Below are 17341 nucleotides of genomic sequence, written 5' to 3' on the forward strand. Positions count from 1 at the left end.
ACTGCTACGCTTTGTTGCTATGACCGACAAGAGAGCGCCATGCTTATACTGCTTCGCTTTTTAACCTTGCTGCTTTGCACTTTTATTGCCCCGCTATACGCGGCAACGATTCAGGAAAGTTATGCCATCGCCGATCTCGGTGAGCCAAAGTATGCCGTTAATTTCACGCATTACGATTACGTCAATTCCGCTGCGTCCAAAGGCGGTAAAATCACCATGGCGGTGGTAGGAACTTACGATAACTTCAATCGCTTCGCCTCGCGTGGCAATCCCGGCGTCAATACCGACACACTTTATGATCGCTTGTTCACCAACTCTGATGATGAACCCGGCAGCTATTATCCGCTGATTGCTGAATCCGCTCGCTATCCCAGCGATTTTAGCTGGATGGAAATCACCCTCAATCCACGCGCGCAATTCCAGGATGGTACGCCCATCACTGCCAATGATGTGGCTTTCACTTTTGGAAAGTTCATGAGCGAAGGCGTGCCGCAATTTCGTGTGGTTTACAGAGGCGTTAACGTGAAGGCGCTCAATCCTTTGACGGTGCGCATTGACCTGCCAAAACCAGACAGAGATTTATTGCTTGGCCTGATGACGTTGCCTGTGATTTCACAGAAATTTTGGCAAGATAAAAAGTTTAACGAACCGCTGAGTCGCCCGCCGTTATCGAGCGGCCCTTACCGTGTCAGTAACTGGAAATTGGGCCAATTTATTGAATACAGCCGGGTAAAAAATTACTGGGCAGCCAATCTGCCGGTGAATCGCGGACGCTTTAACTTTGATCAGATACGTTACGACTATTATCTCGACGATAACGTGGCTTTCGAAGCATTTAAAGCCGGTGCGTTTGATCTGCGCGAAGAGTCATCCGCTAAAAAGTGGGCTACGCAATATCGCGGGCGCAACTTCAGTAATCACCATATCGTCAAAGAGACCACGCCAAATACTGCCTCAACCGACACGCGCTGGCTGGCGTTCAACAATGAAAAGCCGCTGTTTAGCGATCGCCGGGTGCGACAGGCGCTGGGCTTAGCGTTTGATTTTGAATGGATGAACAAGGCACTGTTTTATGGCGCTTATCAGCGTGCCAGCAGCTATTTCCAGAATACGGAATATGCTGCCAGCGGTCTCCCCGATGCCGACCAACTGGCGCTGTTGGCGCCTTATAAAGCGCAATTGCCGCCTGAGTTGTTTACACAAAAATATGCCCCGCCCCATTCCGATGGTAGTGGTTACGATCGTGGTAATTTGTTGAAAGCGCTGAAGCTATTGAAAGAGGCGGGCTGGAGCATTAAAAACCAGCGCCTGATAAACGATAAAACGGGCCAACCCTTTACGGTTGAGTTGCTGCTGCGCGGCGGCACCAACAATGAGTGGGCGTTGCCGTTTCAGCACAGCTTGTCCCGCTTAGGGATCAGCTTGACGCTGCGTCAGATCGACAGCTCGCAATATCTGCGTCGCTGGCGTGAAGGCGACTACGATATGATTTCTACCGCCTATTTAGCCATGCCAACGCCCTCCTCCAGCCTGCAAACCAGCTGGCAATCGGAATACATCGCCTCATCGTGGAATACCGCACGCGTAAAAGATCCCATTGTTGATCACTTCGTGAAAACGATTATGACGCATCAGGGAGATGCCAAAGCGTTGTTACCGCTGGGCCAAGCGTTAGATCGTATTTTACTGTGGAATGCCTATATGATTCCGATGTGGTTCAATGCTGAACAGCGGCTAGCCTACTGGGATAAATATTCTCATCCTGCCATCAAACCCGCTTACAGCAACGGGCTCGATACGTGGTGGTATGACGTGAACAAAGCCGCACGTTTACCGGCTGATCAACGCTAAGGAGAACGCAGTTGGCGGCATACTTCCTACGCAGGTTTTTACTGATCATTCCAACATTGTGGGCAATTATCACCCTCAATTTTTTTATTGTGCAGATAGCGCCCGGCGGTCCTGTTGATCAGGCGCTGGCAAACATTCAGTTTGGACAAACTACCGGATTACCCGGCGGCGGCGCAGATAACAGCGGCGCACGCGCCAGCCTCAATCATGTCAATCCTGGCGACAATCAATACCGCGGAGCACGCGGGCTTGACCCGGAAGTGATTGCAGAAATCAAACAGCGTTACGGCTTCGATAAGCCCTTATGGCAGCGCTACGTCGAGATGCTGTGGAACTATGTCCGCTTCGACTTTGGCGACAGCCTGTTTCGCAGCGCATCGGTGCTGCATCTGATCAAAGAGAGTTTACCGGTCTCCATTAGCCTGGGATTATGGAGCACGTTGATTATCTATCTGGTTTCCATTCCGTTGGGCATCAAAAAAGCGGTGCGCAACGGCAGCGCCTTTGATATCTGGAGCAGCACCTTTATCATCATTGGCTACTCCATTCCCGCTTTTCTGTTTGGCATCATGTTGATTGTGTTATTCGCTGGCGGCAGTTATCTCGACTGGTTTCCGCTGCGTGGATTAACCTCGCCGCAGTTTGATAGCTTACCGTGGTACAGCAAAGTGCTGGACTACCTTTGGCACATCAGCTTGCCGGTATTGGCGACGGTTATCGGTGGGTTTGCGACCTTAACCATGCTGACCAAAAACGCCTTTCTTGATGAGATTCGCAAGCAATATGTGGTCACGGCGCGCGCCAAAGGCGTGCCGGAACGGCGCATTCTTTACCATCACGTTTTTCGTAATGCGATGCTGCTGGTGATCGCCAGTTTCCCCGCCACCTTTATCAGTATGTTCTTCACCAGCTCGGTATTGATTGAAGTGATGTTCTCGCTGAACGGGCTGGGTTTACTGGGTTACGATGCCACCATTCAACGCGATTATCCGGTGATGTTTGGCACGTTATATATCTTTACTTTGATTGGCTTGCTGATGAATATTCTCAGTGATTTGACCTACACATTGGTCGATCCGCGTATCGATTTCGAGGGCCGCTGATGACATTATCTCCTATCAATCAGCAGCGCTGGCAGCGCTTTCGTGATAACCGGCGTGGCTATTGGTCACTGTGGGTTTTTTTTCTCCTTTTTTTGCTTTCACTCTGCGCCGAGCTGATCGCCAATGACAAACCCTTGGTCGTTCACTACCAGCATCGCTGGTATGCACCACTGTTTTTTAACTACAGTGAAACCGATTATGGTGGGGAGCTGGCCACTGCCGCCGATTATCAAGATCCCTGGCTACAGCAGCGCATTGCGCAGCAAGGTTGGGCGATATGGGCGCCGATACGTTTTAGCGACAGCACCATTAATTATTCCAGCCAGGTTCCGTTTCCTTCTCCACCATCCGCGCAAAACTGGCTTGGTACCGACGCCAACGGTGGCGATGTGCTGGCACGCTTATTATACGGCACGCGAATTTCGTTACTTTTTGGCTTGATGCTGACGCTGTTCTCCAGCGTGATCGGCATTGTGATTGGCGCAATACAAGGCTACTTTGGCGGCAAAATCGATCTGGTTGGGCAGCGTCTGATTGAAGTCTGGTCTGGCATGCCGTCGCTGTTCCTGCTGATTTTGCTTTCCAGCGTAATCCAGCCTGGCTTCTGGTGGCTGCTTTTGGTGACGGTGATTTTTGGTTGGATGAGCCTGGTCAGCGTGGTGCGGGCCGAATTCTTGCGAACGCGTAATTTCGATTATATCCGCGCGGCGCAAGCGCTGGGCGTCAGCGATGGCCGCATTATGCTGCGCCATATTCTGCCCAATGCGATGGTGGCTACGCTGACTTTTCTGCCGTTTATTCTTTGCGGATCGATTACCACCCTGACTTCACTCGACTTTCTGGGTTTTGGGCTGCCAATCGGTTCACCCTCGCTGGGTGAGCTTTTGCTGCAAGGTAAAAATAACCTGCAAGCGCCATGGCTTGGCTTGTCGGGCTTTTTCTCGCTGGCGATCTTGTTGTCGCTACTGATTTTTATCGGCGAAGCGGTGCGCGACGCCTTTGATCCCAGCAAAGGAATCTAAATGACTTCGCCGCTGCTTGCTATTAATCATCTGTCTGTGGCATTCCGCCGGAGCGAAACGCTTCGTCCGGTGGTCAACGATGTTTCACTGCAAATCCACGCCGGTGAAACGCTGGCGCTGGTGGGGGAATCGGGTTCGGGTAAAAGCGTGACCGCGTTGTCGGTGATGCGCCTGCTGCACACCTCATCGGTTGCCTATCCCAGCGGAGAGATTTTGTTCGAAGGCAACGATCTGCTGCATGCCGAGGAACGTGTGCTGCGCGGCATTCGCGGTAATCAAATAGCGATGATTTTTCAAGAACCGATGGTGTCGCTTAACCCTTTGCACCACGTTGAAAAACAGCTGTATGAAGTGCTTTCGCTGCATCGCGGCATGCGGCGGGAAGCAGCGCGAGCAGAAATTATCACCTGTCTCGATCGCGTTGGCATCCGTCAGCCCGCTTCGCGGCTTAATGATTTTCCGCATCAGCTTTCCGGCGGTGAACGCCAGCGCGTCATGATTGCCATGGCTTTACTCACCCAGCCAAAACTGTTGATTGCCGATGAGCCCACCACAGCGCTGGATGTAACGGTGCAGGCGCAAATCCTTAATTTACTGCGTGAATTGCAGCGCGAACTCAATATGGGCATGTTGTTCATTACCCATAACCTGCACATTGTGCGTCAACTGGCAGACAACGTCAGCGTGATGCGTCACGGCAGTGTGGTTGAGCACAATGGCTGCCAAACGCTGCTTAATCAGCCCCAACATCCCTACACGCAACAGCTGTTGGCCGCCGAGCCGGAAGGTCGTGCCCTGCCCCTTGCCAGCGATGCGCCCGTGATTTTGCAAGTGGAAAATCTGCGCGTGGCTTTCCCGCTGCGCCGCGGATTATTCAAGCGTCAGGTCGGCGAAAAGGTGGCATTACATAACCTCAGCTTTAGCCTGAAACGGGGTGAAAGTCTGGGGTTGGTTGGCGAATCGGGTTCCGGGAAAAGCACTACCGGGCTGGCGCTGTTGCGGCTGATTCAGGCACAAGGCGAAATTTGGTTCGATGGACACCCGCTGCATCACATGCCGCGCAAGCAGCTGTTGCCACTGCGTCGGCGCATTCAGGTGGTGTTTCAGGATCCCAACTCTTCACTCAATCCCCGCATGACGGTGCAGCAAATTATCGCTGAAGGATTAGCCGTGCATCGTCCTGCTCTCAGCGCTGTACAGCAGGAATCGCAGGTTATCGCAGTAATGGAAGAAGTCGGTTTGGAGGCCGAAAGCCGCCATCGTTATCCGGTTGAGTTTTCCGGTGGGCAGCGGCAACGCATTGCCATTGCGCGTGCGCTGGTGTTAGAACCGGATTTGATGGTGCTGGATGAACCCACATCCTCACTCGATCGCTCCGTACAAAAGCAGATCCTGACGCTGCTGCGTCGTTTGCAGCAGCAACGTCAGTTGAGTTATCTGTTTATTAGTCATGATTTAGATGTGGTGCGCACGCTCTGCCATCAGCTGATTGTGCTGCGCCAGGGCGAGGTGATTGAACAGGGAGAATGCGAAAAACTGTTTGCTGCGCCGGGTGAAGCCTACACGCGTGAGCTGCTGGCTTCTGCACAGCTGAGTGCCGGTTAGCTTTACCTGTAAATTAGTGCCCGTGAAAGGTCTCAGCAATCGCAACACCCTGATTTTTTAAGCAACAGTTGGTGGCGCTTTCGTCGCTGCGTTGGATGAATAAACAAGGCTGCCCTTCGCACTCAGCGACTTTGCCATCGACCTGAATTGCGGCCAGTACCTCTTTTAGCTGATGCAAAATTTCCCAGGCAGGATGTCCATCGTGGCTGATTAGGCGTAGCGCAATAATATCCTGTTCATCTGTCACCCCATCATCAGCTTCGATGGCGCTGTGATGATCGCTGACCCAGCGAAAACGCTGTGGCAGGCGATGCACAATCGAAAGTTGCAGCATAATTAGTTATGTCCCCCAGAGATCGACTCTCAATTCACGACGAACAGCGAGTAGCGCAGTGAATCCCTTTTCCCGGTCAAAACAGAATACGGACGTCAAGGCTTGTCTTCTCGTTTCAAAACACTGCATGTCGGAAATTTTATTTTTTGCGAGTGATCTCGCAATTTAGGCTATATGTACCGCGTTCAGCAGCACTTAACAATCATTTTAGACGCAATGCTATTACTTTTTTGGTTATATTTTTTCACATAAAAGAAACATCACACCCGATTCTGGGTGTGATGACGAAAGGGTTTGGTGCAGAACGAAACGGCTGTGCCTGGATCAGGCAGCAGCGCGTGGGCGGGAAGCGTAGAGAAACAGCAGAATAGAAATCGTCGAACACAATGCAATGGTGCCGACCATGGGCCAGGCGCTGGTAAAGCTCACCAGTGAAAGCAATGCACCCACTAACGCACCCACGCCAAAACGCAGCGTTCCCGCCAGCGAAGATGCCGTGCCAGCCATGTGCGGAAACTCATCCAAAATCACCGCCATGGCGTTTGATGAGACCATCGATACACAACCAATAAACATCGCTATGCCGAAAACCAGCGGTAAAAATCCCAGATTCAACGCGCTGGCGACCAGCAGCCAAACGCCCATGCAGAACTGAATCAACAGCCCTAAACGAAACATCGCGACTGGACCGAAACGGCGCACGGCGCGGCTGTTAATCAGCGTCATCACAAACAGGAAAATCACGTTGAGGCCAAAATAGTAACCAAAGTTTTGCGGCGAGACGTGGTTAAGCTCGATATAAACAAAAGGCCCGGCATTGAGAAAAGTAAACAAGCCGGCAAATGAGAAGCCGCTCGACAACATATAACTGAACGCGCGTTTATGGCGAAACAACGTGACAAAATTGCCGAGCGTGGTGCGCAGGTTAAAGCGCTGCCGCTGTTCCGGTTTTAACGTTTCACGGATCTGGGTGGCTACCAGTATGGCGGTAATCACACCGGCGAAAGAAAGTGCCCAGAAAATGGCGTGCCAGTTCCAAATCAGCAGCAACCAACCGCCAACAATCGGGGCCAATAGCGGTGCGATGGTGGTGATCAACATGACAAACGACATCATGCGCGAAAAGTCCTCTTTCGAGTAACTGTCACGCATCAAGGCGTTAATCACCACACTGGCGGCGGCGGCAGATAAACCATGGAGAAAGCGCATGGCAATCAGCTGATCGATAGATTGCGACAGCGCACAGGCTGCCGCAGCGCAGGAAAAAATCAAGGTGCCCAAGGTGATCACCGGCTTGCGGCCAAAACTGTCGGCCAGCGGCCCGTACACCAGCTGCCCAATGGCAAAGCCGAGAATGTACAGATTCAGCGTCATTTGCACGCTACCCGCCGACACCGCAAACTCACGGGCGATCTGCGGCATTGCAGGCAGATACATATCAATCGATAACGGCATTAACATCGCCAATAAACCGAGGATAACCACTAATCCCACCGGTGAATTTTTTTCCTTGCGCACAAAAACTCCCGCTATTTTTGTTTTAGTTCATCGGGCAAGCCGACGCTGGCAATCTCTTCTTCGGTCAGTGGACGGTATTCACCCGGCGCTAAATCCTCGCCCAGCGCTATCTCGCCAATCCGCTCACGATGTAATCCCACTACACGGTTGCCGACTGCGGCAAACATGCGTTTGACCTGGTGATAACGTCCTTCACTGATGGTTAGCAGCACTTCAGTGGGAGTAATAATTTCTAACTGTGCAGGCTGCGTCAGATTCTTTTCACCATGCAGCTGTACGCCCGCCGTGAACTGCGCTTCCGTCTCATCGCTGATCGGTGCCTCCAGCGTTACGCGGTAAGTCTTATCACAATGGTGACGCGGTGAAGTGATACGGTGTGACCATTGTCCATCATCCGTCAATAACACTAAACCGGTGGTATCAATGTCCAGGCGGCCAGCTGCGTGCAGCTTGAACGACATCGGTTCTTCAATGAAATAGAGAATGGTTGGATGATCGGGATCGTCGTTGGCGCAGACGTAGCCTTGCGGTTTATTCAGCATGAAATAGCGCGGGCCAGTCTGCATCTGCAGTACATTGCCGTCGAACTCTACCGCGTGATCGGGCAGCAGTTTGAACGCGGTGTCACGCACCACTTCACCGTTGACGGTCACTTTATGATTACGGATTTCACGTGCAGCGATGGCACGGCTGACTTCCAGTTGCTGAGAGATGAATTTATCGAGTCGCATGAATTCGTTTTGCCTGTTACTGCGGAGGGAAACTGAAACGGTGTTTTTAACCGTTGAAATTGTGCGGGAAGTATAGCCTGAACCGACGCTGCCTGACAGAGCGTTTGCTGCGCTTTCATGGCATAATTACGGCTGTTTTTATAAAAGTGATGAGCATGTCTTTTACCTTACGCCCTTATCAACAGGATGCGGTTAATGCCACCGTGGCGTATTTCCGTCGTCATAATCAACCCGCGGTGATTGTGTTACCTACCGGCGCGGGAAAAAGTCTGGTGATTGCGGAACTGGCGCGGCTGGCGCGTGGCCGGGTGTTAGTTCTGGCCCACGTTAAAGAGCTGGTGGCGCAGAACCATGCCAAATATCAGGCGTACGGCCTGGAAGCCGACATCTTCGCGGCGGGCCTGCAACGCAAAGAGAGTCAGCGCAAGGTAGTGTTTGGCAGCGTGCAATCGGTGGCACGTAACCTTGCTCAGTTCGACAGCGCCTTCTCGTTGGTTATTGTCGATGAGTGTCATCGCATTGGTGATGACAGCGGCAGCCAATATCAGCAAATTTTCACGCATCTGCGCCAACACAATCCGCAACTGCGCCTGCTCGGCTTGACCGCCACGCCCTTCCGTCTTGGCAAAGGCTGGATTTATCATTTCCACTATCACGGCATGGTACGCGGCGATGAAAAAGCGCTGTTTCGTGACTGCATCTACGAATTACCGCTGCGTTACATGATCAAGCACCAGTTTTTAGTGCCGCCAGAGCGACTCGATATGCCGGTGGTGCAATACGACTTTAGCCGCCTGACTGCACAAGCCAACGGGTTATTCAGCGAGGCCGATCTGAATCGCGAATTGAAGCAGCAACAGCGTGTGACCCCGCACATTATTCGTCAGATCGTCGAATTTGCTGAAGATCGCCTTGGCGTGATGATTTTCGCCTCAACCGTTGAGCACGCACGTGAGATTTTGCGTTTGCTGCCCGATAACAGCGCCTTAGTGTCGGCAGAAACACCGGCTAAAGAGCGTGATGCGCTAATCCTGGCGTTTAAAGCGCAGCAGCTGAAGTTTCTGGTGAACGTCGCAGTATTGACCACCGGTTTTGATGCACCGCATGTCGATTTGATTGCCATTCTGCGCCCGACCGAATCGGTGAGTCTATATCAGCAGATCGTCGGGCGCGGCTTGCGCCTGTCGCCGGGCAAAACCGACTGTTTGATTCTGGACTACGCTGGCAATCCCCACGATCTGTTTACGCCAGAAGTGGGCGCGCCCAAAGGGGCAAGCGATAATCAGCCGGTGCAGGTTTTCTGTCCGGCCTGCGGTTTTGCCAATACGTTTTGGGGTAAAACCACCGCTGATGGCATGATCATTGAACACTTTGGTCGCCGTTGTCAGGGCGTGCTGGAAGATGATGAGGGCGAACGTGAACAGTGCGATTATCGGTTTCGCTTTAAAAGTTGTCCTGACTGCGGAGCGGAAAATGACATTGCCGCACGTCGCTGCCATCAGTGCGACAAAATTCTGGTCGACCCTGACGACATGTTAAAAGCGGCGCTGAAGCTCAAGGATGCCTTGGTATTGCGCTGCGGCGGCATGACACTGGAACAAGGCCGCGATGACAAAGGCGAATGGCTGAAAGCCACCTATTTTGATGAAGACGGCACCAGCGTTAGCGAACGTTTTCGGCTGCAAAGCCCTGCGCAACGTAAAGCGTTTGAGCAGCTGTTTATGCGCCCGCATCAACGTGCGCCCGGCGTGCCGTTGGGTTGGCAAACCGCTGCGGATGTATTGGCTTTACAACCGCTGCTGCGTCATCCCGACTTCGTGGTGGCGCGCGCCAAAGGTCGTTTTTGGCAGATTCGTGAGAAGGTGTTTGATTATCAAGGCCGCTTTCGCCGCGCAAATGAACTGGGATAATCATTTGCCCGCCTTTGGCATAAGGGCTATAATGCCGCCCGCTTTTGCATGTGCATCAGCGATTTTGAATAACCCTCCTGTTGCTGGGTCGCCTGTAGCAGGAATCATAAAGAGAAATATCAATGTTCACTATCAATGCAGTAGAACGTAAAGAGCAGGGTAAGGGTGCGAGCCGCCGCCTGCGTACAGCGAACCGCTTCCCAGCTATCATTTATGGTGGTAATGAAGCCGCTGTTGCTATCGACCTGGATCACGATTCCGTAATGAACCAGCAGACCAAGCCTGGCTTCTACGACGAAGTCATCACTCTGGTTGTTGATGGTAAAGAAGTTAAAGTTAAAGTGCAGGCTGTTCAGCGTCACCCGTTCAAGCCAAAACTGCACCACATCGACTTCGTTCGCGCTTAATCGCCGAATGGGTTGAAAGTAGAGGGGCCGGTTGAGAAACCGGCCCTTTTATTTTGCCTGCAATCTTGTCGGGTTCGGCTAGCGCTTACGCGATTTCTGCCACTTGCACCTTCGATTCAATAAATGCCACTACCGCCCGCGTCACATCCGCTGTTTTCGCCGTGCCGCCCACATCTGGCGTCAATATCCCTTTTGCACACACATTTTCGATCGCTTCCATAACCAGCGCTGCCGCGTCATGTTCACCGAGATGCTGGAGCATCTGCACCGCAGTCCAGAAACTGGCAACCGGATTCGCCACGCCTTTGCCGGTGATATCAAAAGCTGAGCCGTGAATCGGTTCAAACATAGAAGGAAAACGTCGTTCAGGATCGATGTTCGCTGTTGGCGCGACGCCAAGGCTACCCGCCAGCGCACCGGCCAGGTCAGAGAGAATGTCGGCGTGCAGATTGGTGGCGACAATGGTATCCAGGCTTTGCGGATGTAGCGTCATGCGATGCGTCATCGCATCCACCAGCATTTTGTCCCACTTCACGTCAGGAAATTCCAGTGCCACTTCAGCCGCAATTTCATCCCACATCACCATGCCGTGTCGCTGCGCATTCGATTTGGTGACGACCGTCAGCAATTTGCGCGGACGCGACTGAGCCAGTTTAAAGGCATACCGCATAATACGGGTGACGCCAACGCGGGTAAAAATCGCGACTTCTGTTCCCACTTCCTCCGGCAAGCCTTTATGTGTCCGACCACCGTTACCCGAATATTCCCCTTCCGAGTTTTCACGCACAATCACCCAGTCGAGATCGCCAGGTCCGCAATGACGCAGCGGTGGCGTAATCCCCGGCAGAATTTTGGTTGGGCGCACGTTGGCATATTGATCAAAGCCCTGGCAAATCGGCAAACGCAGGCCCCATAACGTGATGTGATCGGGAACGTCTGGTGCGCCCACCGCACCAAAGTAAATGGCGTCAAATTTCTTCAGCGTTTGCAGCCCCTGTTCCGGCATCATCACGCCGTGCTGTTTATAGTAATCCGAACCCCAATCAAAGGTTTCAACGGCAAATTTCAAACCGCTGTTTTGACGCTCCAGCGCGCGCAGCACCTCAATGCCCGCAGAGATCACTTCAGGGCCGATACCGTCAGCAGGAATAGCAGCAATAGAATAAGTACGCATAGGATTCTCCAGAATCAATTAATGGGTTTTAGCATGAGGAGTTTTAGGATGAGCCAGCTCAGCCGCCTGCGGAGTTTTGCTATTGGCAGACAGCAGGAAAACGATCACAGCAGAGAGCGCCAGCAAACCGGCGACGAAATAGAGCCCCCACGTGTAGGCGCCCGTTTGCTGGCGAATAACGCCAATCATCATCGGTCCTACGAAGCCGCCCAGATTGCCGATGGAATTAATAGTGGCGATGCCTGCCGCCGCAGCCGGGCCTGAAAGAAACAGCGTTGGCATGCTCCACAGCGGCGGTTTTGAGCAACTGATACCTACCGTGACCAGCGTTAAGGCCAGGATCACTGCCAGCAGCGAACTGACATTACCGGCGTAGATTAGCCCCGCCGCAGCCAGCAAACAGGCCCCTATCACGTGCCAACTGCGTTCACCGGTACGATCGGAATGACGCGCCCAGAGGATCATCGCGATTACGCCGATCACCGCTGGAAACGCATTGAGAAAACCAATGTTCATCGACGACGCGCCGAAGGAGTGAATGATCTGAGGCGACCAAATGCCCAGCGTGTAAAGCCCGGCTGAAGTGCCGAAATAGACCAGCGCCAGCGCGAATACACGACGATCGGCCAGGCCGCGCCAAACGCTGCTGTGGCCCTGTTTTACTGCCCTCGCCTGCTCTTCAGCCTGCATAGTGTTCTGCAACCATGCGCGCTCTTCGTCAGTCAACCATTTGGCTTTCGCCGGACGATCGGTCAGAAAAAACAGCACCACAACGCCGAAGATCACCGCAGGAACGGCTTCCAACATGAACATCCACTGCCAGCCGGCATAACCCAGCAAGCCGTGCATTTCCAACAGCGCCGCCGAAAGCGGGGAACCCAACGCCGTTGAGAGGGGAGCTGCCGCCATAAAAATGGCCGTGACCTGCGCACGGCGCGCTGCCGGAAACCAGAAACTAAGGTAAAGAATGATGCCGGGAAAAAATCCAGCTTCGGCCACGCCCAGTAAAAAGCGCAAGATATAAAAACTGGTCGTGCCTTGCACAAAAGCCATGCAGGCCGAAACCAATCCCCATGTGATCATCACGCGGGCAATCCAAATACGTGCCCCGACTTTATGCAAAATAAGATTGGACGGTACTTCAAACAAAAAATAACCCAGAAAAAAGATACCTGCGCCCAAACCAAATACCGTTGGCGAAAAACCTAAATCCTGATTCATGGTTAACGCAGCAAAGCCAATATTTACGCGGTCAAGAAAAGCGATGAAATAAAGCAGCATAATGAAGGGCACAATGCGTAGAGTTACTTTACGCATCACCCTTTTTTCGAGGTGAGAGTTCATATTAAAGTGCTCCAGGTTTGTGTAGGGAATGTTATTTTTTTGTGTTCGAGCTCAGTATGCCGATTTACTGAGGGTTATCATTGGCGCGGGTTTATATAAATTATTTGAATAATGAGCGAGCGGAAAATTTATGGATATAAATCAATTGCGATGCTTCATTGCGGTAGGCCAGGATCTCCATTTTGGCCGCGCAGCACAAAGAATGGAAATGATGCCTGCGTCACTAAGTCGCTTTATTCGCTTGCTGGAAGAGGACCTTGGCGTGCGGTTGTTAAACCGTTCAACCCGCAACGTGGCATTAACCCAAGAAGGCGTAGAATTTTTTGATGAAGCGGTAAAGTTGGTGACGCAATTTGATGAGCTTGCGCTGAGATTTAGAGCAGCAAATAAACGTGGCAGGAAAGTATTGCGTATTGGCGCCATTGATAGCGCAGCACAGGGTTTAATTCCCCACCTGTTAAATCACTTTATGCAAATTTACCCAGATACGGATATTCATTTAAGCGAAGACAAAACGGTTAACCTTATTCCCCGTTTAAAATCGGGTTGGCTGGATATGATTTTTATTCGGCCACCGGAAAGTCTCGATGCCCGCCTTGATATGCGCTTAATTACCCGCGAAACCTGCGTGCTTGCCGTGCCGGTGAATCACACCCTGGCGAACAGAGACGTGGTTAGCGTAATGGACTTTAAAGAGGAGTCGATGATTGTGCCGGAGCGCAGGACCCGACCGCATAGCCACGATTTGACCATGAATATCTTTAAATCCGCTGGACTTACGCCCCATATTGCGCAATTTGCTGAAGAGAAGCAGACCATTTTAAGCTTTGTCTCTGCCGGGCTGGGATTAGCGATCGTTCCCACGTCGTTTCGCAATATTAACAGCGAAGGCGTGACCTATATTTCACTCAGCATTGATGAAAAAGTAAAAAAACTGCCGCTGAGTGTCGCTTGGCTAAAAGGCAACGATGAACCCAACGTCATGGCCTTACTGCAGATTTTATCAGAGAACAAAGCGATGTTGGTTCAGCCACTCTGAGGGCAATGCTGATTTCAAATCATCTTTAATTTGTTTGAGATACTTCAAAAAAAATAGGTGAAAAGAAAATGTCCTGTTTCAAAGGAAACCGGGCGAGGATGTGCCCGGCTTTTCAGTTACTTGCTGCTGGTACGACGCTGTAGCTGATCGCGCAAATTCGGTGGCGTTCCTTTAATGGTCAGCGTGTCGGTGGCCGGATCCCAAAAGATTCGCTCGCCGAGCAGCATGGCATCAAAATTCAACGTTAATCCTCCACCGCTGCCTGCAAACTTGGTTAACTGACGCAACGTGCTGCGGTCTGCGGGGAAGTGTTCCTCCAGCTCGTAACCCTGCTCTTGGGTAAACGCCTGAAAGGTTTTTTCGCCTAATGGCGGCAGTTCGCTTGAAAGATCTTCCAAAGCAATTTCTTCGCCCGCCTGCAGTTGATCGTTGCAGTAGGTGTAAACCTGCTGACGGTAATTTTGACGTTCGTTTTTATCCAGGTTCGATTCGTCGCAATAATCGTCTACCGCCTGCAGCAAGCCACGGTTTTGCGCTTTGGTATCTAAACCGACTTCTGCGCCGAGGAAGTCCATGAAGAAATCAGACACTTTACGCCCAACCCGACCACGCAGGAAGGTCAGATAGCGAGTCGATTCTGGATTGGTTTCCCATTCGGTTAAATCAATGCGTGCCACAATATCGGCATGATTAATATCCAGATAATGGGTGCTGCTGATATCCATCTGCTCATTAACACGCATGCTGGACTGGCTGTTAAGCACCGTTACCAGCAAATATTCCACCGCCAGATAGCGATACTGGATAAACAGCACCACGCCACCTTCGGCAAACGGATATTTTGCCAGCTCATCGCGCAGACGGCCGGTAGCTGCACGGCTGAAGGCGAGAAAATCATCGTTGCCTTTGCGGCAGTTGCGTAGCGCTTCCGCCAGTTCGCTGTCGGTATTAAACAGGCCGTAAGCTTTACTTTTGACGCTGTAAACGCGGTGCAACTCTTCCACCATCGACTCAACTGTTTTCGTCGCGGGCAGCAAGGAATCGCGCAGCAGCAGCTCTAACTGATTCTCATCACGTTTGATTAACTGATGCAGGGCAATCTGGTCGATATCCAGACTCATGGTAGACTCTCCTTTAAGCTCAGGCGCGTATTCAATCACCGCCTGCAATGGCTTTCAACTCCATGCGTAAAACCAACGGTGCGCTTTCGATAAAAGTGCGGAAAAAACCGCGTTGTTACGGTAATATATCGCCTTTTGAAACGAGATTAGACGACGATATGCCACAATCATCCCGTTATAGTGACGAACGCGTAGAACAACTCCTCGCGAAAATGGTGCAGGTTCTGGAAAAAGACCAGGCGCCAACCGACCTTTCCCTGATGGTGTTGGGGAACATGGTCACCAATTTGATCAACAACGATGTGGCCCCGGCTCAACGCCGTTCACTGGCCCGATCTTTCGCTGAAGCTTTGCAGTCTTCAGTCCGTGACGATAACGCTCATTAATTTGATCTCATAATATGGTAACCAACCGGCAGCGCTACCGCGAAAAAGTCTCCCAGATGATCAGCTGGGGGCATTGGTTTGCGTTGTTTAATATTTTATTCGCGCTGATTTTAGGCAGTCGCTACCTGTTGGTCGCCGACTGGCCCTCTTCGCTGACTGGGCGTATTTACGCCTATAGCAGCTGGATTGGCCACTTCAGCTTTATCGTCTTTGCGGCTTATCTGCTGATTATCTTCCCACTCACCTTCGTGGTGATGTCGCAGCGCCTGTTAAGGGTGTTATCGGCGGTGGTGGCCACTGCCGGATTAACATTGGTGATGGTGGACAGCGCGGTGTTTAGCCGCTTTCACTTGCACCTCAATCCCGTGGTCTGGGAACTGGTCATTAACCCCGACCAAAGCGAAATGGCGCGTGACTGGCAGCTAATGTTTATCAGCGTGCCGCTGATCTTCCTGGTGCAAATGCTGTTCGCTACCTGGAGCTGGCAGAAGCTGCGCAGCCTTAATCGTCGCTCCTTTGGCAAGCCGCTGGCGGCGCTGTTTATCAGCGCCTTTTTCGCCAGTCACCTGATGTATATCTGGGCGGATGCTAACTTCTATCGTCCGATTACCATGCAGCGCGCCAACTTACCGCTCTCTTATCCGATGACGGCACGCCGTTTTCTTGAACGTCATGGCTTGCTGGATGCGCAGGAGTATCAGCGTCGACTGGTGCAGCAAGGCGATCCTGAAGCGCTGTCAGTGCAATATCCACTCAGTGATATCACTTTCCGCGACGCGGGTACGCGCAACAATCTGCTGGTGATTACGGTCGATGGCCTGAACAGCGCCAGCATGGCAAAAGCGTTGCCTGAACTGAACCAGTTCGCCAATGATAATGTGCGGTTTACGCAGCACTTTAGTGCAGGCGATACGCCTGAAAAAGGGCTGTTTGGCCTGTTTTATGGCATCTCCTCAAGCTATATGAATGGCGTGCTGGCGTCGCGTACGCCATCGGTGCTGCTCGGCGCGTTGAGCAGCCAGGGTTATCAGCTTGGTTTGTTCTCGTCTGACGGCTTTAATCTGCCGCTTTATCGCCAGGCATTGCTGACCGACTATTCGTTGCCCGCCAGCAACAGTCAGCCAAACAGCGCCACCGTGACGCAATGGCAAAACTGGTTAAATCAGCAGAAAGGCGAAGGTAATCCGTGGTTCTCATGGGTCGCACTGAATGGTGTCAATCTCAGCAGTGATAATGCCAAGGCGCGCCAGCGTAGCTATCTTCGTCAGAGCACCGCGATCGACGATCAGATTCATAATGTGCTGACCACGTTAGAGCAGCGAGATTTGCTGAAAAACACCGTCGTGGTGATAACCGCCCAGCGCGGACTGGCGTTGGAGGGTAATGTTGACAGCTCGGGTAATCGCGCAAATCTGCAGGTTCCGTTAGTCATCCACTGGCCAGACACGCCAGCTCAGACGGTTAGCCGCCTGACCGATCATCAAGACGTGATGGCTACGTTGATGCAACGCCTGCTGCATGTGCGCACCAATCCGGTCAATTATTCTCAGGGCGAAGATCTTTTTGCTGTGCAACGCCGTCATGACTGGGTCGCCAGCAGCGAAGAGAACAAGTTAGTTATCACGACACCGCAGGTGACGCTGGTGCTGAATAACAACGGCAGCTATCGCGCCTATGATGCACAAGGAAATGCCCTCAAAGATCATAAACCGCAGTTAGCGCTGCTGTTGCAAGTTCTCACGGAAGAGAAGCGCTTTATTGCAAACTGATTAATTATGAGGCAGTTAGTCTGTTGA

At 52.0% G+C, this 17341-nt stretch carries 15 protein-coding genes; 9 read left to right on the plus strand and 6 right to left on the minus strand.

All coding sequences use genetic code 11. From position 1 onward, the window contains the following. Positions 1–45: 45 nt before the first annotated feature. The 4 genes from ACF2G4_RS08255 to yejF are packed head-to-tail and all read left to right on the plus strand — an operon-like array spanning position 46 to position 5581. Positions 46–1851, plus strand: coding sequence for an extracellular solute-binding protein (locus ACF2G4_RS08255; protein ID WP_409075966.1), 1806 nt, complete (start codon positions 46–48; stop codon positions 1849–1851). A gap of 11 nt (positions 1852–1862) precedes the next feature. Then, the gene (locus ACF2G4_RS08260; RefSeq protein WP_215846173.1) at positions 1863–2954 is read left to right on the plus strand and encodes a microcin C ABC transporter permease YejB; all 1092 of its coding nucleotides are present in this window, start codon (positions 1863–1865) and stop codon (positions 2952–2954) included. Next, the gene (locus tag ACF2G4_RS08265; protein WP_409075855.1) at positions 2954–3976 is read left to right on the plus strand and encodes an ABC transporter permease; all 1023 of its coding nucleotides are present in this window, start codon (positions 2954–2956) and stop codon (positions 3974–3976) included. Before ACF2G4_RS08260 ends, ACF2G4_RS08265 begins: the two co-directional genes overlap by 1 nt. Beyond that, entirely contained in the window at positions 3977–5581 is a 1605-nt protein-coding gene (gene yejF / locus ACF2G4_RS08270) for a microcin C ABC transporter ATP-binding protein YejF (protein WP_409075856.1), read from the plus strand. A 13-nt stretch (positions 5582–5594) separates the two neighbouring features. Here yejF and ACF2G4_RS08275 read toward each other — a convergent pair whose 3' ends face one another. From ACF2G4_RS08275 to rsuA, 3 genes are all read right to left on the minus strand, one after another. Beyond that, positions 5595–5915: a hypothetical protein gene (locus ACF2G4_RS08275; RefSeq protein ID WP_332627210.1), complete on the minus strand. Its 321-nt coding sequence runs from the start codon at positions 5913–5915 to the stop codon at positions 5595–5597. A gap of 324 nt (positions 5916–6239) precedes the next feature. Continuing rightward, positions 6240–7433: a Bcr/CflA family multidrug efflux MFS transporter gene (locus ACF2G4_RS08280; protein WP_243077539.1), complete on the minus strand. Its 1194-nt coding sequence runs from the start codon at positions 7431–7433 to the stop codon at positions 6240–6242. A gap of 11 nt (positions 7434–7444) precedes the next feature. Beyond that, positions 7445–8164 (minus strand): 16S rRNA pseudouridine(516) synthase RsuA, encoded by a 720-nt coding sequence (rsuA, locus tag ACF2G4_RS08285; protein ID WP_215846169.1) that lies wholly within the window; start codon positions 8162–8164, stop codon positions 7445–7447. A gap of 155 nt (positions 8165–8319) precedes the next feature. Here rsuA and ACF2G4_RS08290 point away from each other — a divergent pair, with 155 nt between their 5' ends. Further along, positions 8320–10074 carry a DEAD/DEAH box helicase gene (locus ACF2G4_RS08290; protein WP_215846168.1) on the plus strand — a complete coding sequence of 585 codons (1755 nt, stop codon included), beginning with the start codon at positions 8320–8322 and terminating at the stop codon, positions 10072–10074. Between the two features lie 122 nt (positions 10075–10196). Continuing rightward, positions 10197–10481: a 50S ribosomal protein L25 gene (gene rplY, locus ACF2G4_RS08295; protein WP_215846167.1), complete on the plus strand. Its 285-nt coding sequence runs from the start codon at positions 10197–10199 to the stop codon at positions 10479–10481. A gap of 85 nt (positions 10482–10566) precedes the next feature. Here the strand turns inward: rplY and ACF2G4_RS08300 are convergent, their stop codons facing one another. Both ACF2G4_RS08300 and ACF2G4_RS08305 read right to left on the minus strand, forming a co-directional pair. Continuing rightward, entirely contained in the window at positions 10567–11655 is a 1089-nt protein-coding gene (locus tag ACF2G4_RS08300; protein WP_243077538.1) for a tartrate dehydrogenase, read from the minus strand. Positions 11656–11673: 18 nt separating this feature from the next. After that, positions 11674–12999, minus strand: coding sequence for an MFS transporter (locus ACF2G4_RS08305; RefSeq protein WP_243077537.1), 1326 nt, complete (start codon positions 12997–12999; stop codon positions 11674–11676). A 130-nt stretch (positions 13000–13129) separates the two neighbouring features. Here ACF2G4_RS08305 and ACF2G4_RS08310 point away from each other — a divergent pair, with 130 nt between their 5' ends. Beyond that, complete coding sequence (locus ACF2G4_RS08310; protein WP_215846165.1) at positions 13130–14038, plus strand: LysR family transcriptional regulator; 909 nt, start codon at positions 13130–13132, stop codon at positions 14036–14038. A 116-nt stretch (positions 14039–14154) separates the two neighbouring features. Here the strand turns inward: ACF2G4_RS08310 and yejK are convergent, their stop codons facing one another. Further along, positions 14155–15159 carry a nucleoid-associated protein YejK gene (yejK, locus tag ACF2G4_RS08315; RefSeq protein ID WP_215846163.1) on the minus strand — a complete coding sequence of 335 codons (1005 nt, stop codon included), beginning with the start codon at positions 15157–15159 and terminating at the stop codon, positions 14155–14157. Positions 15160–15317: 158 nt separating this feature from the next. Here yejK and ACF2G4_RS08320 point away from each other — a divergent pair, with 158 nt between their 5' ends. Next, on the plus strand, positions 15318–15545 hold the full coding sequence (locus tag ACF2G4_RS08320; protein WP_215846161.1) for a YejL family protein: 228 nt from the start codon (positions 15318–15320) through the stop codon (positions 15543–15545). 14 nt (positions 15546–15559) lie between these two features. Then, on the plus strand, positions 15560–17314 hold the full coding sequence (gene yejM, locus ACF2G4_RS08325) for an LPS biosynthesis-modulating metalloenzyme YejM (RefSeq protein ID WP_215846159.1): 1755 nt from the start codon (positions 15560–15562) through the stop codon (positions 17312–17314). Positions 17315–17341 lie beyond the last annotated feature (27 nt).

This window comes from Pantoea phytostimulans (assembly GCF_046118715.1).
In the GTDB taxonomy this organism is placed as follows: Bacteria; Pseudomonadota; Gammaproteobacteria; order Enterobacterales; family Enterobacteriaceae; genus Pantoea; species Pantoea phytostimulans.

Coding starts and splice junctions, on each gene's coding strand:
- ACF2G4_RS08265 (WP_409075855.1), top strand. CDS start 2,954: ATGACATTATCTCCTATCAATCAGCAGCGCTGGCAGCGCTTTCGTGAT.
- yejF (WP_409075856.1), top strand. CDS start 3,977: ATGACTTCGCCGCTGCTTGCTATTAATCATCTGTCTGTGGCATTCCGC.
- ACF2G4_RS08275 (WP_332627210.1), bottom strand. CDS start 5,915: ATGCTGCAACTTTCGATTGTGCATCGCCTGCCACAGCGTTTTCGCTGG.
- rsuA (WP_215846169.1), bottom strand. CDS start 8,164: ATGCGACTCGATAAATTCATCTCTCAGCAACTGGAAGTCAGCCGTGCC.
- ACF2G4_RS08290 (WP_215846168.1), top strand. CDS start 8,320: ATGTCTTTTACCTTACGCCCTTATCAACAGGATGCGGTTAATGCCACC.
- rplY (WP_215846167.1), top strand. CDS start 10,197: ATGTTCACTATCAATGCAGTAGAACGTAAAGAGCAGGGTAAGGGTGCG.
- ACF2G4_RS08300 (WP_243077538.1), bottom strand. CDS start 11,655: ATGCGTACTTATTCTATTGCTGCTATTCCTGCTGACGGTATCGGCCCT.
- ACF2G4_RS08305 (WP_243077537.1), bottom strand. CDS start 12,999: ATGAACTCTCACCTCGAAAAAAGGGTGATGCGTAAAGTAACTCTACGC.
- ACF2G4_RS08310 (WP_215846165.1), top strand. CDS start 13,130: ATGGATATAAATCAATTGCGATGCTTCATTGCGGTAGGCCAGGATCTC.
- yejK (WP_215846163.1), bottom strand. CDS start 15,159: ATGAGTCTGGATATCGACCAGATTGCCCTGCATCAGTTAATCAAACGT.
- ACF2G4_RS08320 (WP_215846161.1), top strand. CDS start 15,318: ATGCCACAATCATCCCGTTATAGTGACGAACGCGTAGAACAACTCCTC.
- yejM (WP_215846159.1), top strand. CDS start 15,560: ATGGTAACCAACCGGCAGCGCTACCGCGAAAAAGTCTCCCAGATGATC.